The sequence below is a fragment of the Phenylobacterium sp. genome, assembly GCF_031412415.1.
In the GTDB taxonomy this organism is placed as follows: Bacteria; Pseudomonadota; Alphaproteobacteria; order Caulobacterales; family Caulobacteraceae; genus Phenylobacterium.
Genome location: NZ_JANOCX010000197.1, coordinates 1 through 17,906 on the forward strand (window position 1 = coordinate 1; position 17,906 = coordinate 17,906).

15 protein-coding genes are annotated in these 17,906 nt (G+C 67.8%); 6 read left to right on the plus strand and 9 right to left on the minus strand.

What is annotated here, in order from left to right:
• A partial coding sequence (locus RMO04_RS09430) for a carboxyl transferase domain-containing protein (protein ID WP_309644525.1) occupies positions 1–319 on the minus strand: 319 nt, incomplete at its 3' end.
• Positions 316–1,473, minus strand: coding sequence for an isovaleryl-CoA dehydrogenase (locus RMO04_RS09435; protein ID WP_309644526.1), 1,158 nt, complete (start codon positions 1,471–1,473; stop codon positions 316–318). The genes RMO04_RS09435 and RMO04_RS09430, both read right to left, overlap by 4 nt.
• Positions 1,474–1,581: 108 nt before the next feature.
• Between RMO04_RS09435 and RMO04_RS09440 the strand changes: the two genes are divergently transcribed.
• On the plus strand, positions 1,582–2,433 hold the full coding sequence (locus RMO04_RS09440) for a LysR family transcriptional regulator (RefSeq protein WP_309644527.1): 852 nt from the start codon (positions 1,582–1,584) through the stop codon (positions 2,431–2,433).
• On the opposite strand, the gene RMO04_RS09445 is transcribed toward RMO04_RS09440, so the two are convergent.
• On the minus strand, positions 2,430–2,945 hold the full coding sequence (locus RMO04_RS09445) for a GNAT family N-acetyltransferase (protein WP_309644528.1): 516 nt from the start codon (positions 2,943–2,945) through the stop codon (positions 2,430–2,432). The two genes, RMO04_RS09440 and RMO04_RS09445, sit on opposite strands and share 4 nt — an antisense overlap.
• On the minus strand, positions 2,942–5,089 hold the full coding sequence (locus RMO04_RS09450) for a winged helix-turn-helix domain-containing protein (protein ID WP_309644529.1): 2,148 nt from the start codon (positions 5,087–5,089) through the stop codon (positions 2,942–2,944). Before RMO04_RS09450 ends, RMO04_RS09445 begins: the two co-directional genes overlap by 4 nt.
• 161 nt (positions 5,090–5,250) lie before the next feature.
• Here RMO04_RS09450 and RMO04_RS09455 point away from each other — a divergent pair, with 161 nt between their 5' ends.
• From RMO04_RS09455 to RMO04_RS09465, 3 genes are all read left to right on the plus strand, one after another.
• A complete protein-coding gene (locus RMO04_RS09455; protein WP_309644530.1) occupies positions 5,251–5,595 on the plus strand; it encodes a metalloregulator ArsR/SmtB family transcription factor in 345 nt (114 codons plus the stop codon).
• A gap of 245 nt (positions 5,596–5,840) precedes the next feature.
• Positions 5,841–8,981, plus strand: a complete 3,141-nt coding sequence (locus tag RMO04_RS09460; RefSeq protein ID WP_309644531.1) for a TonB-dependent receptor domain-containing protein — start codon at positions 5,841–5,843, stop codon at positions 8,979–8,981.
• Positions 8,982–9,072: 91 nt separating this feature from the next.
• The gene (locus tag RMO04_RS09465) at positions 9,073–9,570 is read left to right on the plus strand and encodes a hypothetical protein (RefSeq protein ID WP_309644532.1); all 498 of its coding nucleotides are present in this window, start codon (positions 9,073–9,075) and stop codon (positions 9,568–9,570) included.
• Between the two features lie 6 nt (positions 9,571–9,576).
• Here the strand turns inward: RMO04_RS09465 and RMO04_RS09470 are convergent, their stop codons facing one another.
• Positions 9,577–10,434 carry a TauD/TfdA family dioxygenase gene (locus RMO04_RS09470; RefSeq protein ID WP_309644533.1) on the minus strand — a complete coding sequence of 286 codons (858 nt, stop codon included), beginning with the start codon at positions 10,432–10,434 and terminating at the stop codon, positions 9,577–9,579.
• A 95-nt stretch (positions 10,435–10,529) separates the two neighbouring features.
• Positions 10,530–10,907 (minus strand): PilZ domain-containing protein, encoded by a 378-nt coding sequence (locus RMO04_RS09475; protein WP_309644534.1) that lies wholly within the window; start codon positions 10,905–10,907, stop codon positions 10,530–10,532.
• A gap of 193 nt (positions 10,908–11,100) precedes the next feature.
• Between RMO04_RS09475 and RMO04_RS09480 the strand changes: the two genes are divergently transcribed.
• Positions 11,101–12,960, plus strand: coding sequence for a PBP1A family penicillin-binding protein (locus tag RMO04_RS09480; protein WP_309644535.1), 1,860 nt, complete (start codon positions 11,101–11,103; stop codon positions 12,958–12,960).
• A 10-nt stretch (positions 12,961–12,970) separates the two neighbouring features.
• Here the strand turns inward: RMO04_RS09480 and RMO04_RS09485 are convergent, their stop codons facing one another.
• From RMO04_RS09485 to RMO04_RS09495, 3 genes are all read right to left on the minus strand, one after another.
• Positions 12,971–15,235 carry an arylsulfatase gene (locus RMO04_RS09485; RefSeq protein ID WP_309644536.1) on the minus strand — a complete coding sequence of 755 codons (2,265 nt, stop codon included), beginning with the start codon at positions 15,233–15,235 and terminating at the stop codon, positions 12,971–12,973.
• A gap of 4 nt (positions 15,236–15,239) precedes the next feature.
• Positions 15,240–15,896 carry a TetR/AcrR family transcriptional regulator gene (locus RMO04_RS09490; protein WP_309644537.1) on the minus strand — a complete coding sequence of 219 codons (657 nt, stop codon included), beginning with the start codon at positions 15,894–15,896 and terminating at the stop codon, positions 15,240–15,242.
• A gap of 74 nt (positions 15,897–15,970) precedes the next feature.
• Positions 15,971–17,395 carry a short-chain fatty acyl-CoA regulator family protein gene (locus RMO04_RS09495; RefSeq protein WP_309644538.1) on the minus strand — a complete coding sequence of 475 codons (1,425 nt, stop codon included), beginning with the start codon at positions 17,393–17,395 and terminating at the stop codon, positions 15,971–15,973.
• Positions 17,396–17,552: 157 nt separating this feature from the next.
• Here RMO04_RS09495 and RMO04_RS09500 point away from each other — a divergent pair.
• On the plus strand, positions 17,553–17,906 hold a 354-nt coding region (locus RMO04_RS09500), incomplete at its 3' end, for a carboxyl transferase domain-containing protein (RefSeq protein ID WP_309644539.1).

Sequence of the window (17,906 nt, forward strand, 5' to 3'; positions counted from 1 at the left end):
CGACGATCATCACCTCGCGGCCCGAGACCCGCCCGATGCCGGTGATGACGCCCGCGCCGGGAGCCTCGTTGTGATAGAGGCCGTGCGCCGCCAGGGGCGCGACCTCGAGGACCGGTGAGCCGGGATCCAGCAGACGTTCCACCCGCTCGCGGGGGAGCAGCTTGCCGCGCGCGGCGTGGCGCTGGCGAGACGCCTCCGGCCCGCCGAGCGCGGCCTTTGCGGCGTACGCGGACAGTTCGCCGACCAGGGCGCGGTTGTGGGCGTCGTTGGCCTGGAAGACCGCGCCGGCGCGGTCGATGGCGGTGGCGAGTTTGGTCATGCGCCCAGCAGTTCCCGGCCGATGAGGAAGCGACGGATCTCGTTGGTGCCCGCGCCGATATCGTAGAGCTTGGCGTCGCGGACCAGGCGTTCGACGGGGAAGTCCTTGGTGTAGCCGGCGCCGCCCAGGGCCTGGACGGCCTCCAGGCTGACCTTCACCGCGTTCTCCGAGGCCAGCAGGATCGCGCCCGCCGCGTCGAATCGCGTGGTCAGCCCGGCGTCGCAGGCCTTGGCGACCGCGTAGACATAGGTGCGGGCGGAGTTGAGGGCCACGTACATGTCGGCGATCTTGCCCTGCATGAGCTGGAAGCTGCCGATCGGCTTTCCGAACTGCTTGCGTTCGCGCACATAGGGCAGGACCACGTCGAGACAGGCCTGCATGATCCCCAGCGGACCGGCCGCCAGGACCGCGCGCTCATAGTCGAGGCCGCTCATCAGCACGCCCGCGCCGCCGTTGAGCGGGCCCATGACATTCTCCTCGGGGACCTCGCAGTCCTCGAACACCAGCTCGGCGGTGTCGGACCCGCGCATGCCCATCTTGTCCAGCTTGGGTGAGACGCTGAACCCCTTCATGCCCTTCTCGACCAGGAAGGCGGTGACGCCGCGGCTGCCCTCGTCCGGCGAGGTCTTGGCGTAGACCACCAGGGTGTCGGCGTGCGGGGCGTTGGTGATCCAGAACTTGGTCCCGTTCAGCACATAGCGGTCGCCGCGCTGGGCGGCTCGCAGCTTCATCGAGATCACGTCGGAGCCGGAGCCCACCTCGCTCATCGCTAGCGAGCCCACATGCTCGCCGCTGATCAGCTTCGGCAGGTAGCGATGCTTCTGCTCGGGGCTGCCCCAGCGGCGGATCTGGTTCACGCAAAGGTTGGAGTGGGCGCCGTAGGAGAGGCCCACCGAGGCCGAGGCGCGGCTGATCTCCTCCATGGCGATCACGTGTTCCAGATAGCCCAGGCCCAGGCCGCCGAACTCTTCCTCCACCGTGATCCCGTGCAGGCCGAGCTCGCCCATCTGGGGCCACAGCTCACGCGGGAAGGTGTTGCTGGCGTCGATCTCCGCAGCCATGGGCGCGATCTTGTCGGCGGCGAAGCGGGCGGTGGTCTCGCGTATGGCGTCGGCGGTTTCGCCGAGGCCGAACTGGAAGCTGGGACCGGACATTCTGCGGGGCGTCCTCTCTTGGTCTGCCGACAACCTCGCAAAACTAGCGGGTGAAGAACAATCCACAAAATTGAACGATCATGATCGACGTGATAGGTTTTATCTATCATGGATCGCTACCTGCTCCGCTACTTCCTGGCCATCGTCGAGACCGGGAATTTCAGCCGGGCCGCGGTGCGCGAGAACGTCGCCCAGCCGACCCTGTCGGCCGGGATCGCCAAGCTGGAAGGCCAGCTCCAGGCTCGCCTGTTCGACCGCACCAACCGCCGGGTCCACCTGACGCAGGCCGGCAGCCGGTTCCTGGTCCACGCCCGCCGCATCGAGCATGAGTTCAACCTGGCCCAGGCGGCGGTCTCGGGCGCGGCGCGGCCGGAGTCGTTGCGGGTGGCGGTGCTGTCGACGATCCCGACGACCCTTTTGGAGCAAACCCTGTCGCGACGATCGGGCGACGAGCAGATCGAGCTTCTGGAAGGGTCGGAGCGTGAGGTGCTGAGCCTGCTGGATCGCGGCCGGGTCGATACGGCGCTCACCATCCTGCGGCCGGCGTCCGACCGGTTCGGCGCCGAGCGGTTGTGCGAGGAGGGCTACAGCCTGGCCCTGCCGTCCGGTCATCGACTGGCCCAGGCCGAGTCGCTTCGGGGCGAGGAGCTGGCCGACGAAGTGATGATGGTGCGCCGCCACTGCGAGGTGCTGGCCGAAACCAGCCGCTATTTCATCGAACGCAACGTGCGACCCTTCTTCAGCTATCGCGGGGTCAATGACGACCGTGTGCTGGGTCTGGTGCGCGCGGGACTGGGGATCACGGTCATGCCTGACGGTCATCGCGATCCGGGGGTCGCGCGGGTGAAGCTGGAAGGGTTCACGCCTCGTCGGACCCTGGGCCTGGCCTATGCCGACCCGACCGCCCGCTACCGCACGAGCGGCTTCGTCCAGGCCGCGCGGGAGGTGTTCGCGGACTAGGCGAGGAGCTGCGCCAGGCGCGCCGTCATGTAGCGGGCGTCCGGGCCGTAGGACGCGACCTTGGCGGCCAGAGCGTCGGGCAAGGCGGGCGGAGCGGCGTAGCCCATCCTGGACCAGAAAGGACCGGCGCCCTGGACCGCGATGAGGTCGCCACGATCCAGGCCCAGGGCGATCGCGGCGTCGGCCGACCTGCGGACCAGGGCGCGACCCAGGCCCAGGCCCCGCGCGGCCTCGCCGATGGCCAGGTCGTGGATGAACCAGTTGTCGACGACGGGTGGAGCGTTCAGCGCCGTCCCGATGGCCGGCGGCGTGGCGGCGGGCCAGGGATGACTGAGGATGTAGGCCGCGAGCCCGTCCGGACCGTAGGCGCCCCAGCAGCAGGTTGGCGCGATCTCCAGACGGCTGCCCAGGATCTCCGCGGGTTCGCGGTAGATCGGCAGGTAGGCCGCGTTCTGGATCGCGGCGACGGCGGGCAGGTCGACCGCGGTCAGGCGTCGCAGGCGAAGACTCACCCCACGCGCTCCAGCCGCAGCAGCCCGATGTCGACGTCCATGCGGATCTTACGGGTATAGATCATCACGCCGCTGGCCGGATCGATGGCCAGGCCCGAATAGGTGGTCGCGCCGGGCGCCTCCATGACCACGCTGACGGGCCCGCCGCTGACGGCCGAACTCATGATCAACGGCGTGCGCTCGGGCGGCCAGTCGATCCAGTAGTGCCGGTCGCCCATCACCATCCAGCCGTTGGTCGGGATGCGGGGGCTGTCGGCGATCCGCACGGCCTTCGAGCCGTCGCCGTTCAGACGCCAGATGCCAGGAGTGGCGTGTCTCATGCCCAGGAGGCCCTGGGACGTGGCGCGCACAGCCACCCAGCCCGGCCCGGTGATCGGGGCGATCTGGCCCGGTTTGGCGGTGTCGAGACGCCACAGGCGGCGCACGCCGCCGAGCTTTGTCGCCAGGACGATGGTGCGGCCGTCGGCCTCCCAACTTAGCGAGGCCATCTCGTAGTTCCCGCTGAGCAGCACCTTGGGCGGACCGCCCCCGGCGGGAACCTCGTAGACCCCGTACCGACCATCGACCGCGGCGATGAAGGCCAGCCTGCGGCCGTCGGGCGACCAGCGTACGTCGTCCATGTGGGTGGCCGGGAAGAAGGTCAGCTTCTGGGAGGGCTGGCCGGGCGAACGGGTCCAGACCGACCGGCCCGAGCGCGTGTCGGCCACGTAGGCCAGCACGCCCGCGCGCGAGATATCGCCGGCCCACTGGATTCCAGCCTCGTTGGTGATCAGCTTGCTCTTGCCGGCGCCGACCTCGGTGAGGTTGGCGCGCAGGTCCATCAGCTCCAAGGCCAACGCTCCGTCGGCGCTCGACGAAATGCGGCGCACCTCGCGCAGGCCCGAGCCCAGGCGGACGGGTTCGCCGCCGCCGGAGGCCACGCTCCAGACGGCGAAGTCGCCGCCGCGATTGGACGAGAAGAACAGCGAACGGCCGCTTTTGGACCAGGCCAGACCCTTCACCTCCGCCCCGTCGCGGGTCACCCGGCGCGGCTCGCCGCCGGAGACCTTCTGGACATAGATGTCCGAGACGCCGACCGCCGACCAGCGCACAAAGGCCAGGTTCTCGCCATCCGACGAGATGGTCTGCTCCCGATCGCCGCGCATCCAGGAAGGCGGCGAGGTGACGGGCGTGACCGGCCCGCCCTCGGCCGCGACCGACACAATCCGCGCCGCGCGGTCGCGCTCCGGACGGTCGACGAAGTAGAGCCGCGTCCCGTCCGGCGACCAGACGACCTGAGAGGTCTCAGAGACCCGGCAGTTCGCCAGACTGCGCTCGGGCCCGTTCGGCAGGGTCTTGATGAGAATCTCGCAGGGCGTGTCGGGACGCAGGCGCACGAAGGCCAAGCGGTCGCCGGTGGGCGACCAGGCCGGCGCGGAGTCGTTGGCCGAGCCGCCGACCAGAACCGCGGTGGATCCGTCACGGATGTTGCGGACGAAGATGTCCTGGCTGCCGCCCTCGGGCCCGCCGACATAGGCGAGCTGACCCCCAGAGGCCGACAGGGCGGGCTGGCCTTCGGAGTCGAGGGTGTCCGCCGCGTTCTCGAAGCTCGCCACCCGCCAAGCCTCGTCGCGGCCCACGAGCCACCAACCGGCCGCCACCGCGAACAGCGCCAGCACCACGCCGCTCAGCGCCATCAGCGGCAGGGGCGAGCGACGCCGGGCCTCGGCGGTCGGCGCGGGGATCGATTCGGGGGTGGCCACCTCGGGGTCGATCCTGTCGACGAGGTCGGCCGAGACCAGGCGATAGCCGACCCGGGGCACCGTCTCGATGACAAAGGACTTGTGGTCGTCGCTGTCGGACAGCTTGCGCAGGCGGCCGATGCAGCGGTGCAGGGAGTCGTCGGTGACCGAGACGTCGCCCCAGCAGTCGCGCAGCAACTCATCACGCGAGACCACCGCGCCCATCCGGCGGGCGAGGGCGGCCAGCACCTGCATGACCCGCGGTTCCAGGATGTCGATGACGTCGCCGCGACGCACTTCACGGTAGGCCGGGCGAACGCGGAAGGCCCCGAGCTGGAAGTCGTGCTCGTTGGCCAGGTCCAGGCGGCGGTGGGAGGCGAAGCTCTTGGTCTCGCCTGTCAGTTGGCTGCCGTCGTCGGCCATCATCGGGCTCCCATCGGGTAAAAATCCGAACTGCGCCCAAGCCTTCCCGGTCTGCCGGGCAGAGCCTCGACAGGCGCGGCGATGGGTCCGCGGCTTAGTTTCGAGGCGTTGATGTCAGTCATCGATCGCACTCCGCGGTTCGCGGTTTGGAGGGGGTTCGCATGAACCGCCGTATTCCCCGTTCGCCGGACGATATCGAACAATCGCTGCTTACCGCGATCTCCGATCCTATCCGGCATAAGATCATCGTGCACCTTAGCGCCCGCCCGCTCTGCGTCGGCAAGCTGGCCAGCCGGTTCCCTGTCGTTCGCGCCGCGATCTCGCGCCATCTGAGAGTCCTTCTCGATGCGGGCCTGGTCACCTGCCGGCGCACGGGCTCGCTCAACATCTACTCCGTCCGTCCCGAGCCGCTAGAGCGGCTGCGGGCCTATTTCGGTCAGATCTCCTACGAAGCCGCCCGCGCGGTCGAAGGCGCGAATGGCGAGCAATGGCGGGACGCCGCCTAGAGACCGAACCCTAAGTCCAATATCAGTCTTGTTGCACGAGAAACTATACACAATGTAAGAAGCGTAACAACTGATGCAATTACCACACCAATAGCAACTATTACGCTCCGTCTATTGACGGAGTGCGTGGAGATTCGCGTCAGATAGTCACTTAAATCAGTAAAGCGTACTCAAAAGATCCAAAACCGACAGGTTGGAGAGACCGCCACAACGGCGATCAACACTGTCATGTCCTGGGGGATGTAATGACCTATCGAAACAGCCGCGGGCGCCTGCTCGCATCGACGATGATGTGCGGCGCCCTCTTCGCGGGCGGAGCCGCCGTCGCGCAAGAAGCCGAGGAAGTCCAAGAAGTCGTCGTCACCGGCTCGCGCATCGTCCGACAGGACTTCGTGGCCGCCAGCCCGATCACGACGGTGACCGGCGAGCAGACCACCGCCAACGCCGACATCACCCTCGACACCTACCTGAACACCCTGCCGCAGGTGAACCCGGCGGGTACGAGCACCTCGAACAACCCCGGCAACGCGGGTCAGTCCAACGTCGACTTGCGCGGCCTGGGCATCCTGCGGAACCTGGTCTTGGTGGACGGCCGTCGTCCGATGTTCTCGGCCAACACCCTGACCGTCGACATCAACACCATTCCTCAGGCGATGATCGGCAGCATCGAGGTCATCTCCGGCGGCGCGGGGGCCACCTACGGCGCCGACGCTGTCTCCGGCGTTGTGAACCTGAAGATCAAGGAAAACTTCGAGGGCCTGGACTTCCGCACCAGCTACTCGAACTCGACCGACTACCAGGACGCCAAGGAGTATCAGTTCTCGGCCGTGCTCGGCGGCAACTTCGCCGACGGCAAGGGCAATGCGATCTTCGGCTTCGACCGTTCGGTTCGCGAAGGTGTGACCAAGGGGCAACGGCCCTTCGCCGCCTTGGCGACCTCCACCACGGGTACGCCGCCGGCCGGTTCGATCCGTTACAACTCGGGCAACGCCATCCCGCTGTCCGCGGTCCAGGCGCTGTTCGCCACCTATGGCGTGGCGCCGTCGGCCGTTAGCAACGGCTCGGGCTCGCTGGGCTTCAACACGGACGGCACGCTGTTCTACGGCGGCGTGGGCAACAATCCGACCCTGAACGTCCAGAACTTCAAGTACCCGGTCGACGTCAACGTCAACACCCGGTTCTATCCGGACTTCTACAGCTACAACTTCGACGCCCCGAACCTGCTGACGCTCCCGCTGGACCGTTACTCGTTCATGACGAAGCTGAACTATGAGTTCGATAGCGGCGTCGAGGTCTTCGCCCAGGCCGGCTGGACCGAGTACACCGCCAACCAGGCGTTGGCGCCCACCCCGGTGCCGACGGTGAACACGTCGGCGATCGGCACCGCGAGCAACCTGCAAGTCGCTTCGGCCTTGGTCACGCCCGGTCAGACCGTCGGCAGCAACCTCGTGGTTCCCGTCACCAACCCATTCATCCCCAACGACCTGCGCACACTGCTGAACGCACGGACCGGCGACGATCCGTTGCTGGTGGGTTCGGGGGCGAACGAGCCCTTCCTGTTCGCTTTCCGGCCGCTCGGCTTCGGCGCGCGGATCTCGCAGTTCCAGAACACCGTCGTTCAGTACATGGCCGGGGTGAAGTTCCCGATCGGCGAGAACTGGAAGGGCGAGGGCTACATCAGCCAGGGCCGCACCGAGATTGACCGCACCCAGTTCGGCAACATTAACACCCAGTTGCTCACCGACATCCTCGCCCATCCCACCCAGAACCCCTCGGGGACAAACGGGGCCTGCGCCACCGACAACTTCTTCGGCGACCGCGCCCTTTCGAGCACCTGCCGCACCCTTCTGGATTCGCCGGTCACCCGGCGCGAACAGTACGAGCAGACCGTCGCGCAATTCTTCATCAGCGGCGACCTGTTTGAGGTTCCCGCGGGCATGGTTCCGCTCGTGCTCGGCGTTGAGCACCGCGGCCTGGAGTACAGCCTGCGGTTCCTGTCCAACCCCGGTCCGTTCTCCGGCTTCAACGTCGGCAACCCGGAGGCTGGCGGCAGCTCCTTCAACGACATCTTCGCCGAGACCCTGATCCCGCTGATCAAGGACGTGCCCTACATCGACAGTCTCGAGATCGGCTTGGGCTTCCGCTACTCCAAGGCCCAGTTCGAAGACCAGCTGACGGGCGCCAAGACCGACTCTCGGGGGTCCCAGACCTACAAGGCCGAGATGAACTGGAAGGCTAATGACTGGGCCCGTATCCGCGCCTCCTATCAGCGCGCGGTGCGTGAGCCGAGCTTCGCCGAACTGTTCGTGGGAACCAACGCCGCGCCGCAAATCTACGACCCGTGTTCAGCCTTCACCAACGGCTGGAAGAACTCGGGCACGGGGCCCGGCACCCTGCGCGGCCTCTGCGCCGCCCAGGGCGTTCCAGCCACCGGCGCCACCACCGCCCCCGGCTCGCAGGCGACCATCAACCTGTCAGGCAACATCAACCTCGAGCCGGAAAAAGCCGACACCTACACCGCCGGCATCGCGCTATCCTCGCCGAGGGAAGGCCAGTGGACGAGCCGCCTGCGCGGTTCGATCGACTACTACAACATCAAGATCAGCGACCCGATCATCCTGTTCGACACCAACACGGCGATCGCGGCCTGCTTCAACTATTTCGGCACCAACCCCACCTACTCCAACTCCAACCTCTACTGCGCCGGCATCGCCCGCACCGGCGGTAACCTGACGAACTCGACCATCCGGAACGTCGCCAACACGACCGATCCGAATAGGGCCTGGCCGCTGGAGAACGGAGGGATCATCCAGACCTCCGGCCTCGACTTCCAGCTCGACTACGGCTTCGACTTCGAATGGATGGGCGCTCCGGAATGGATGGGTTCGGTCCAGGCCAACCTGCTGCTGACCCACGTGCTGGAGTACAAGCAGGCTGACCGCACCGGCCTTCCGCCTGTCGATTTCACCGGCACCATCTCCTACTTCGGCGCCGGCCTGGGCACGAGCTTCCCAGACTGGAAGGGGACGCTCAACCTTCGCTGGACGCTGAATGAGATCGGCCCGGCCGGCTACACCACCGACGGGGTGAGCATCGGAACCCGCATCCGCTACATCGACGCGATGGAGAACCGCCAGTTCCGGCAGTACGAGGGGGAAACCTTCCTCGGCACCGCCGGCGTCCCGTCCAACGTCCCGGCGACCTACTACATCGACATGGACGTCACCTGGGGCATCACCGACAACGTGGAGATCAAGCTGGGCCTCAACAACGTGGCCGACCAGCAACCGCGCCTGTACGCCCCGAACATGCAGTCCGGCACTGACCCGTCCACCTATGACGTGATCGGCCGCCGCGCTTTCGGCCAGTTGAAGCTCCGCTTCTAGGGCGCTTCGCGAGGAGAGATGTGAGGCGGCGCATGCGAGTGCGCCGCCTCGCTCTTCTGACACGATCACCCCATCTCAGGGAGCCAGAACCTTGACCGTTCTCACCGCGAACCCCGCCAATCGAGCGCTGCGTCCCCGCGAGGCCATCCTCGCCGCCGGCCTCATCGCCGCCGTGCTCGACATCCTGAACCCGATCATCATCTGGGGCCTAAAGGGCGTGCCGGCCGAACGCATCCTGCAGTCGGTGTCGTCAGGTCTGCTGGGCAAGGTGGCCTTCACCGGCGGTATGGCGACGGCCGCTTTGGGCATGGTGGCCCATACGCTGATCATGCTGGGCGCGGCGGCCTTCTACTATTTCGCGAGCCGTCGGCTGCCGGTCATGAACCGCTGGCCATGGCTGGCCGGACCGGCCTTCGGTCTCGGCTTCTATGTCTTCATGAACTACCTGGTGGTGCCGCTCTCGCTGGCGACGACCAAGGCGCCGGCGGGCTGGTTCCCCGTGCTGAACCAACTGTTCTGCCACCTGATCCTGGTGGGTCTCACCTTCTCGATGATCATCAGCCGGGCGCGAAGGCCGGGCGAGGCCTGAGCCTGCTCAGACCGGCCGGTCGCCCATGATCGTCACCCGCTCCATCCGCCGCACCGCCGGGAAGTAGTCCGACGCCGCGTAGTGCTGGCTGGAGCGGTTGTCCCAGAAGGCCATGGCGTTCGCGCTCCAGCGGAACCGGCACTGATATTCCGGGATCGCGGCCTGGGCGTAGAGATGCGCCAGCAGCGCGTCTGACTCGTCCTTGTCCAAGCCAACGATGTGCTGGGTGAAGGCGGCGTTGACATAGATCGCCCGCTTGCCGGTCTCCGGATGGGTGCGGATCACCGGGTGCTCGACCATGGGATAGGCCCGGTTGAAGGACTCGATCTCCTGCGGTGTCTTGCCGGCCTTGACCAGGCCGCGGCGGAAGTGGGCGAAGTCGTGGACCGCCACGCGACCTTCCACCCGCGCCTTTACCTCGTCCGACAGGCCGTCATAGGCGGCGTACATGTCCGAGAACAGCGTATCGCCGCCCACGGGCGGCACCTCGACGGCGCGCAGGATCGAGCCCAGGGACGGCCGCTCGCGCCAAGTCACGTCTGAGTGCCAGATGTTCTCGCGGCCCTTGCTGTTCTCGTTGTGGGTGATGGCCAGCACCTCGGGATAGCCGGGCTTCGACGGGGCGAAGGGGTGCACCTCAAGGTCGCCGAAGGCCCGCGCGAAGGCCAGGTGCTGTTCGGTGGTGATGTCCTGATCGCGAAAGAACAGCACCTTCCAGTCCAGCAGGGCCCCGCGCAGATGGCTAAGCGTCCCGGCGTCCTGCGGCTCGGAGAGGTCGATGCCGGAGACCTCGGCGCCGATGGTGGGCGTCAGTGGCGTCAGCGACAAGACGCCGGCGCGGAACTCGCGGACGAGCTGGTTCATGGCGGACTTCCTTCCCCGAATGTCGTGGCGGCATGGAACCGCCGACCAGGTTCCAGCGCAAGGCCGCTCGCGACATGACCGTGTCCGGATGCCGCCTAGGTCAGGGCGCGCGTCCAGGCCCGCTTCAGGATCGCGCCCAGTCCGGCCTGGGGTTCGTGGAGGTCATGGCGGGTCAGGGAGCGCGCGCCGATGAATCCGCCGTCGCGCCATGCGATCTGCGCCTCGTGTCCGATCCCGCCCAGGATGTCGACCAGCAGGAACTGATCGGGGACCGCGACCTCGTCGGCGACCATCAGCCGGAAGCCGTCGCGGGAACGGTCGACGATGGTGCAGGCGAAGGTCTCGTCGTCGTTCCGGACGAGCAGGGCGGGCAGCTTGACCTCTTCACGCGGACTGGCCCGCCGATCCCCCCCGGCACGGGAGATCAGGCGTCGTTCCTGTTCGCTGGCGTTGTCGAGAACGAAGTTCCGCACGAAGGCTCTCCCAATGCTCAAAGGTAACCACAGAGCCGTTACCCAAAGGTGTCGGGGGTGGCGCCTTGACGGCGGACAGCACGCGATCCTCGACGCCAGATTACCGCGAATTATGTTTGCCGCTCCGCCCTGAGGCGACAGAAGGAGAGCCAGGGGCGACCGCCGCGCCGCCCGCCGCGCTGGAGCTTGCCCGTTGATCGCCCTGGCCGTCGCCGCGTCCTTGCAACTGACCGCGCCCGAACTGCCGCGCCTGCCTGAGATCCGGCGTGATCCGCAGGTGACCTATGTGGACCGCTCGGGCGCCGTGCTGGGGGTTCGGGGCGGGCGGTATGGACCGCCCGTGGACCTAGCCAAGCTGCCGGCCCATGTGCCCGCGGCCTTCATCGCCATCGAGGATCGGCGGTTCTACGAGCACACCGGCTTCGATCCCGTCGGCATAGGCCGGGCGATCGTGGCCGGGGTCAGCGAGGGGCGGGCGACGCAGGGCGCGTCGACCATCACCCAGCAACTGGCGCGCAACCTGTTCCTGACCTCGGACCGCACCGTCGAGCGCAAGGCAAGGGAGCTGCTCTACGCCATCCAGCTGGAGCGCACCTATTCCAAGCGCCAGATCCTGGCGCTGTATCTGAGCCGGGTCTATTTCGGCGCCGGGGCCTATGGGCTGGAGGCCGCCTCCCAGCGCTACTTCAACAAGCCCGCCGCGCGTCTGACGATCCAGGAAGCCGCGACCCTGGCGGGAGTCCTGAAGTCGCCCACGGCCTACAATCCCGCCGAGCAGCCGGCGCGCGCGGCGCAACGCGCGGCCCTGGTGCTGAACGCCATGGTGGAGACCGGCGCGATCAGCCCGGCCGAGCGCGCCAAGGCGGCGGCCAAGCCCTTGAAGGTGGCGCCCTCGGCCTCGACCGCCTCGGCGCAGTACTTCATCGACTGGCTGGACGGCCAGCGCCGCCAGCTGGTGGGCCAGCCGAAGCAGGACGTGGTGGTCGAGACCACCCTGGACCTGGGGCTGGAGACCGTCGCGGCCCAGGCCACGCGCGCGGTGCTGACGCGGCACGCAGGCCAGCAGATCGGCCAGGCCGCCCTAGTGGCCGTGGACGGACAAGGTCGGGTCCGGGCGATGATCGGCGGGGCAGACTACGCCAAGGGGCCCTTCAATCGCGCGGTCACCGCCAAGCGCCAGGCGGGATCGGCGTGGAAGCCGTTCGTCTATCTGGCGGCCCTGGAGGCGGGTCGAGTCCCCGACATGCCGGTGGTTGATGAGCCGCTAACCATCGGCGCCTGGTCGCCGCGCAACTACAGCGAGGGCTATCTGGGCCCGATCACCCTGCAGGTGGCCCTGGCCCAGTCGGTCAACACCGTGGCCGCGCGGCTGGCCGACGAGGTCGGCCGGCCGAACGTGGCGGCGACGGCGCGTCGAGTGGGGATCGTGTCGGCGATCAACACCGATCCCGCCATGGCGCTGGGCACCACCCTGGTCTCGCCGCTGGAGATGGCCCAGGCCTATGCGACCTTCTCGAACGGCGGCCATCGGGTCACCGCCTATGGCATTGAGCGCATCCGCACGAACGGCGGCGCGGTGATCTACCAGCGGCGCGCCGTGACGCCGCAGCCGGTGGTGGGTAATCCGGCGCTGAGCGACCTGAACCTGATGCTGCGCACGGTGATCACCTCTGGGACCGGCGGCCGCGCCGCGATCCCGGGCTACGACCTGGCGGGCAAGACGGGCACGACCTCCGACTACAAGGACGCCTGGTTCGCGGGCTACACCGGCGGCTTCGCCACGGTGGTCTGGATGGGCCGTGACGACGGGGCGCCCATGGGCCGGGTGACCGGCGGGGGACCGCCGGCCGAACTTTGGCGGGACTTCATGAGCGTGGCTCTGAAGCGGGTTCCGAAGCAGCCGATCCCGCAGGGTCCAGCGGCGGCGGCTCCGCTCGCGCCGGCTCCGCTCGCGCCTGATCCGCCCGCGCCCGACCCGATTGAGGCCCTGATCGCGCAACCGACAGACGCGCCGCCCGAACCCACCGAAGACCCGCCCTTCGGCGACCGCTAGGCGACACCGCTCACTGGCGGGTCATCTCCGCGCGCACCTGGGCCTTCACCTCACCCTTGGGACGGTCCTGCGGGATGTCGAAGACCACCTTGGCGATCCTGCCCGGATAGGTGAAGGGCGCGGCGTAGTCGTCGACCACGGGCGACAGGCTGCGGCCCAGATCCATACCGATCGTGGAGATCATGAACAGCAGCCGGCGGATGGTTCCGGTCGCCGCGACCGCCCCGTCCAGGCTCAAGACGACGTCGCCGCCGCCCTCGGCGTTGCGAGCGACGGTCAGCTCGATCTCATGGGCGCCGGGGCTCAGCGGCGCCTCGACCGTGACCCGGCTGTGGTGGTGGAAGTCGTTGTAGTCGAACGCCAGCCTGCCGTCCTTCACGAACAAGACGAAGCCGCTGTTCAGCGTGCCGCGCGCGATCAGGGCGCCGTCGCCCTGGCCCGCCGGATGCTCGATGGAGAGGCGGGTGGTCCAGCCGCGGGCGACCGGTGGGCAGGCCTCGCTGACCAGATGCGAGACCGGCGGATAGTAGACGAAGCGATGGCGCGAGGAGGGCAGGCCCGGCCGCATGGAGGCGCGGAACAGGGCCATGGCGCTGCGGTCGTCCAGGGGCAGGACGCCGTGCAGGTCGGCCTCCGACCACCACAGATCGACCAGCTCCTTCAGCTTGTCCGGATGGGCGGCCGCCAGGTCCTCGTGCTCGGAGAAGTCTTCGGCCAGGTGATAGAGCTCCCACCTGTCGTCCTCGAAGGGTTTGCCCTGGTCGTGGTGGGTCACGGCCTTCCAGCCGTCCTTCCAGATGCCGCGGTGGCCCAGCATCTCGAAGTACTGCGGGCCGCGATCCAGCTTCGCGCCGGGGTCGGCGAAGGTGGGCGTCAGGCTGATGCCGTGGACGGGCATCTGGGGAACACCCGCCACCACGGACGGCGTCTCGATCCCCAGAGCCGACAGGATGGTCGGGGCGATGTCGATGGCATGGCAGAACTGATCGCGGGTCTCGCCCCCGGCCGTCACGCTGGCGGGCCAGTGGATGATCAGCGGATCGCGCACGCCGCCGCCGTGGGTGTTCTGCTTGTACCATTTCAGCGGCGTGTTGCCCGCCTGGGCCCAGCCCCAAGGGATGTTGCAGTGGCTGTCGGGACCGCCGATGTCGTCCAGGCGCAGGACCGCCTCATCGACGCTTTCGCGGATGCCGTTGAACCACTTCATCTCGTCCAGCACGCCGGCGGCGCCGCCCTCCTGGCTGGCGCCGTTGTCGGACAGGACGACGAACAGCGTGTTGTCGAACTGATCGATGGACTTCAGGAAAGCCACCAGACGGCCGATCTGGTCGTCGGTGTGCTCCAGCATGGCGGCGAACGCCTCTTGCAGACGGGCGGCGAAGCGCTGCTCGTTGACTGTAAGATCCGTCCACGGACGGACGCCGGGATTGTGCGGCGCGAGCTTGGTGTCGGGCGGGATGACGCCGAGGTGCTTCTGGCGGGCGAACCATTCCTCGCGCGCCACGTCCCAGCCGGCGTCGAACTTGCCGCGTTGCTTGTCCAGGTAGCTTTGCGGCGCCTGGTGGGGCGAGTGCATGGCCCCGAAGGCCAGGTAAAGAAAGAACGGCTTTTCCGGCACCAGGGAGATCTGGTCGCGGATCATGCCGGCCGACCGGTCCACGATGTCCTCGGAAACGTGATAGCCGTCCTCGGGGCCGCCGGGGGCGTCGACGAAGTGGTTGTCGTGGGTCAGTTCGGGGAAGAACTGATCGGTCTCTCCTTGCAGGAATCCGTAGTAGCGGTCGAAGCCCTTCTGCAGCGGCCAGTTGGCGTAGGGGCCGGCGGCCGAGCACTCCGACATCGGCGCCAGGTGCCACTTGCCCGTGGCGTAGGTTCCATAGCCGTTGTCGCGCAGGATTTCCGCCAGGGTCGCGGCCGAGCGCGGAATCGCGCCGCGCATGTTGGGATAGCCGGTGTCGAAGTTGGAGACCGCCCGCATGCCCACCGCGTGGTGATTGCGGCCGGTCAGTAGGCAGGCCCGGGTCGGCGAGCACAGCGCGGTGGTATGGAAGCCCGTGTAGCGCAGGCCGCCCGCCGCCAGGGCGTCGATATTGGGCGTCGCCATGGTCGAGCCGTAGCAGCCGAAGTGCGAAAAGCCGGTGTCGTCGAGCACGACCAGCACGACATTGGGCGCGCCCGCCTTGATCTTCGATGGCGGCCACCAGGGCTGGGATTCGGGGATGGTGCGCCCGATGACGCCTTGGAAGTCTTCGCCGGAGGGGGGCTTGCGGGTCATGATGTCAGGTCTCCGTGGCGGGGTCGGGCGCGAGCAAGCCGGCCGTCCCGTAGGCGGCGAGCTGGTCGAGGAGGGTGGTCACGGCGGCCGATGTCCGGCCGACGGGCGGGGTGTCGCGGGCCCATCGGGCCAGGGCGAAGACCACGCTGTTGGTAAGCCAGGTCAGGCGCTGGTCCAGCAGGGCCGGGGCGACGCCGGGCGCGGCCTGGGCGAGCCGGCGTTTGCCGCGGCGGACGCCCGAAAGCAGGGCGTCGTCGACGCCGGTTTCACCCAGCAGTCTTGGATGGAAGGTCACCTGGGCCAGGATGCTGAGATAGTCGGCGCCCCAGGGCGCTTCCACCACGGCCAGTCCCAGCGGCGCGCTGATCGCGCGGACGACATCACGCGGTCCGGCATCCGCCGCCAGCCCGTCCAGCAGCGCCTCGCGGCGCGCGTTGATCGGGATGAGACGGCGGTTCATCACCGCGGCCAGAACCCCGGCGCGAGACCCGAAATGGTAGTGCAGCGCGGAGCGGTTCTTCTGGCCCGACTCCGCCACGATGTGGGTCAGGGCGACATGTTCGACGCCACGCTCGGCGAATAGACGCTCCGCCACGGACAGCAGCTGGTCGACCGTGCTCTCGGCGAGCTCCTCGACCCGTTCGTTTCCCGTGGCGATCATTGCGCCGCTCCCAATTAATACGACGTATTAGTCGGGAGCGGTGCGAAGTCAATCGGTTGGTGCGCGCTGGACGCCTAGCGCCGCCGCGGCGTGGTGAGTGAGAAGGGCACGATGGACCGCTCGGAGCGCGACACGCTGAACTCGCGGTCGACCGGCGGGAAGGCGCGCTGCAGGCAGTCGTCGCGTTCGCAGATCCGGCAACTGACGCCGATACGCTCGGGCGGGCCCTTGAGATCAACGCCGTCGGAATAGACCAGCGCGTCGGCGTATTGGACCTCGCAGCCCAAACCGAGAGCGTAGCGACGGTCGGGGGTGCCGTGGGCGCCCGATCGCTTGAGGATGCCCCAGGCCAGGCACAGGTAGCGGGCGCCGTCGGGCATCTCGGCCACCTGGGTGAGGATGCGTCCGTCGCGACCGAAAGCCTCATGAACGTTCCATAGAGGGCAGGCGCCGCTGAAGCGGGCGAACTGGAATCGCGTGGCGCTGTGGCGTTTGGTGATGTTCCCCGCTGGGTCGACGCGGACGAAGTAGAACGGAACGCCCCGCGCGCCGGGCCGCTGCAGGGTGCTCAGCCGGTGGCAGGTCTGCTCAAAACTGGTCTGGAAGCGCAGGGACAGCAGATCGATGTCATGGCGCAGGTCCTGGGCCGCCCGGCGAAAGGTCTCGTAGGGCAATAGCAGGGCGCCGGCGGCGTAGTTGGTGAGGCTGATGCGGCAGATTTCCACCGCCGAAGGACTGCGCAGTTCCGAGACCGCCAGTTCTGCCTCGATCAGTTCGCCCAGCTCCTCGGCGACGATGTGGCAGGCCATCTGGAAGGACCGGGTCTCCGCCGGCTGGGCGGCGTTGAGGGTCAGTTCGCGCGTGGCGGCGTCGAAGCGGCGCATGAGATCGCCGGCCGCGGCGCGGCGGACGCGGACGTTCAGGCGGTCGCGCAGATAGGTTTCCAGCGCGGTCTCGAGCGGCAGGTCAGGGCCGAAGCCGCAACGGCCGTGCAACGCCTCGGCGGCCAGGTCCAGGGCGTGGATGTAGTTGTTCTTGTAGTGGAAGAAGTCGCGGACCTCCTCATAGGGCAGCAGGGCGCTGGCGGCGACGGTCTCGTCCAGGGCGATGGCCTCGTCGGTGGCGTTCAGGCGCTCGCCGGCCCTGCGGTGCGCGCGGTGCAGGTCCAGATAGTGGCGCGCGAAGTTCGGGGCGTTGGTCACGACATGCTTCAGCTCCGCGAGGGTGGGGGCGGGCGCATCGTCGGTCCACTCGGCGGTGGCCTCGCGCAGGTCGGCGACCAGCCGCTGGTCGTCGTCGGCGTCGAGTGAGGCGGCGTCCACATCGAACACCCGCATCATGGCGATCAACACGCGGGCGGTGACCGGCCTCTGGTTGGCCTCGATCTGGGAAAGGTAGCTGATCGACACGCCGAGCCTTGTGGCGCAAGGCTCCAGCTTCCACCCGCGGGCCTCGCGCAGACGGCGAACCTTCGGTCCGACGAAGAGTTTCTGTTGCATTTGCAAATTCGCAATCAGTGTTTTTGTGAAGCTTGGATTTTACAATAGCGCCTCTATTCACGTGACGTAAGCCAACGAGGCGCCTATCGCGGCGGGACGCTCCATCTTCCGGATGCGGCAACCGGGGGGCATGGCCGTGAACAAACCCGTGGGCGACATCGCGCCGGCCGGCGCCAAGCAAGTCCTTGAGGAGCTTGAGCGCCGCCGTTCGGAGGCTCGGCTTGGCGGTGGCGAGCGTCGGATCGCGTCTCAGCACGCCAAGGGCAAGCTGACGGCGCGCGAGCGCCTGGACCTGTTGTTGGACGAGGGGTCGTTCGAGGAGTTCGACATGTTCGTCGAGCACCGGGCGACGGACTTCGGGATGGCTGAGCAGAAGGTGGCCGGCGACGGGGTGGTGACCGGCTGGGGCAATATCAACGGCCGGCTGGTGTTCGTGTTCTCCAAGGACTTCACGGTGTTTGGCGGGAGCCTGTCGAACGCGCACGCCCAGAAGATCGTCAAGGTCCAGGAG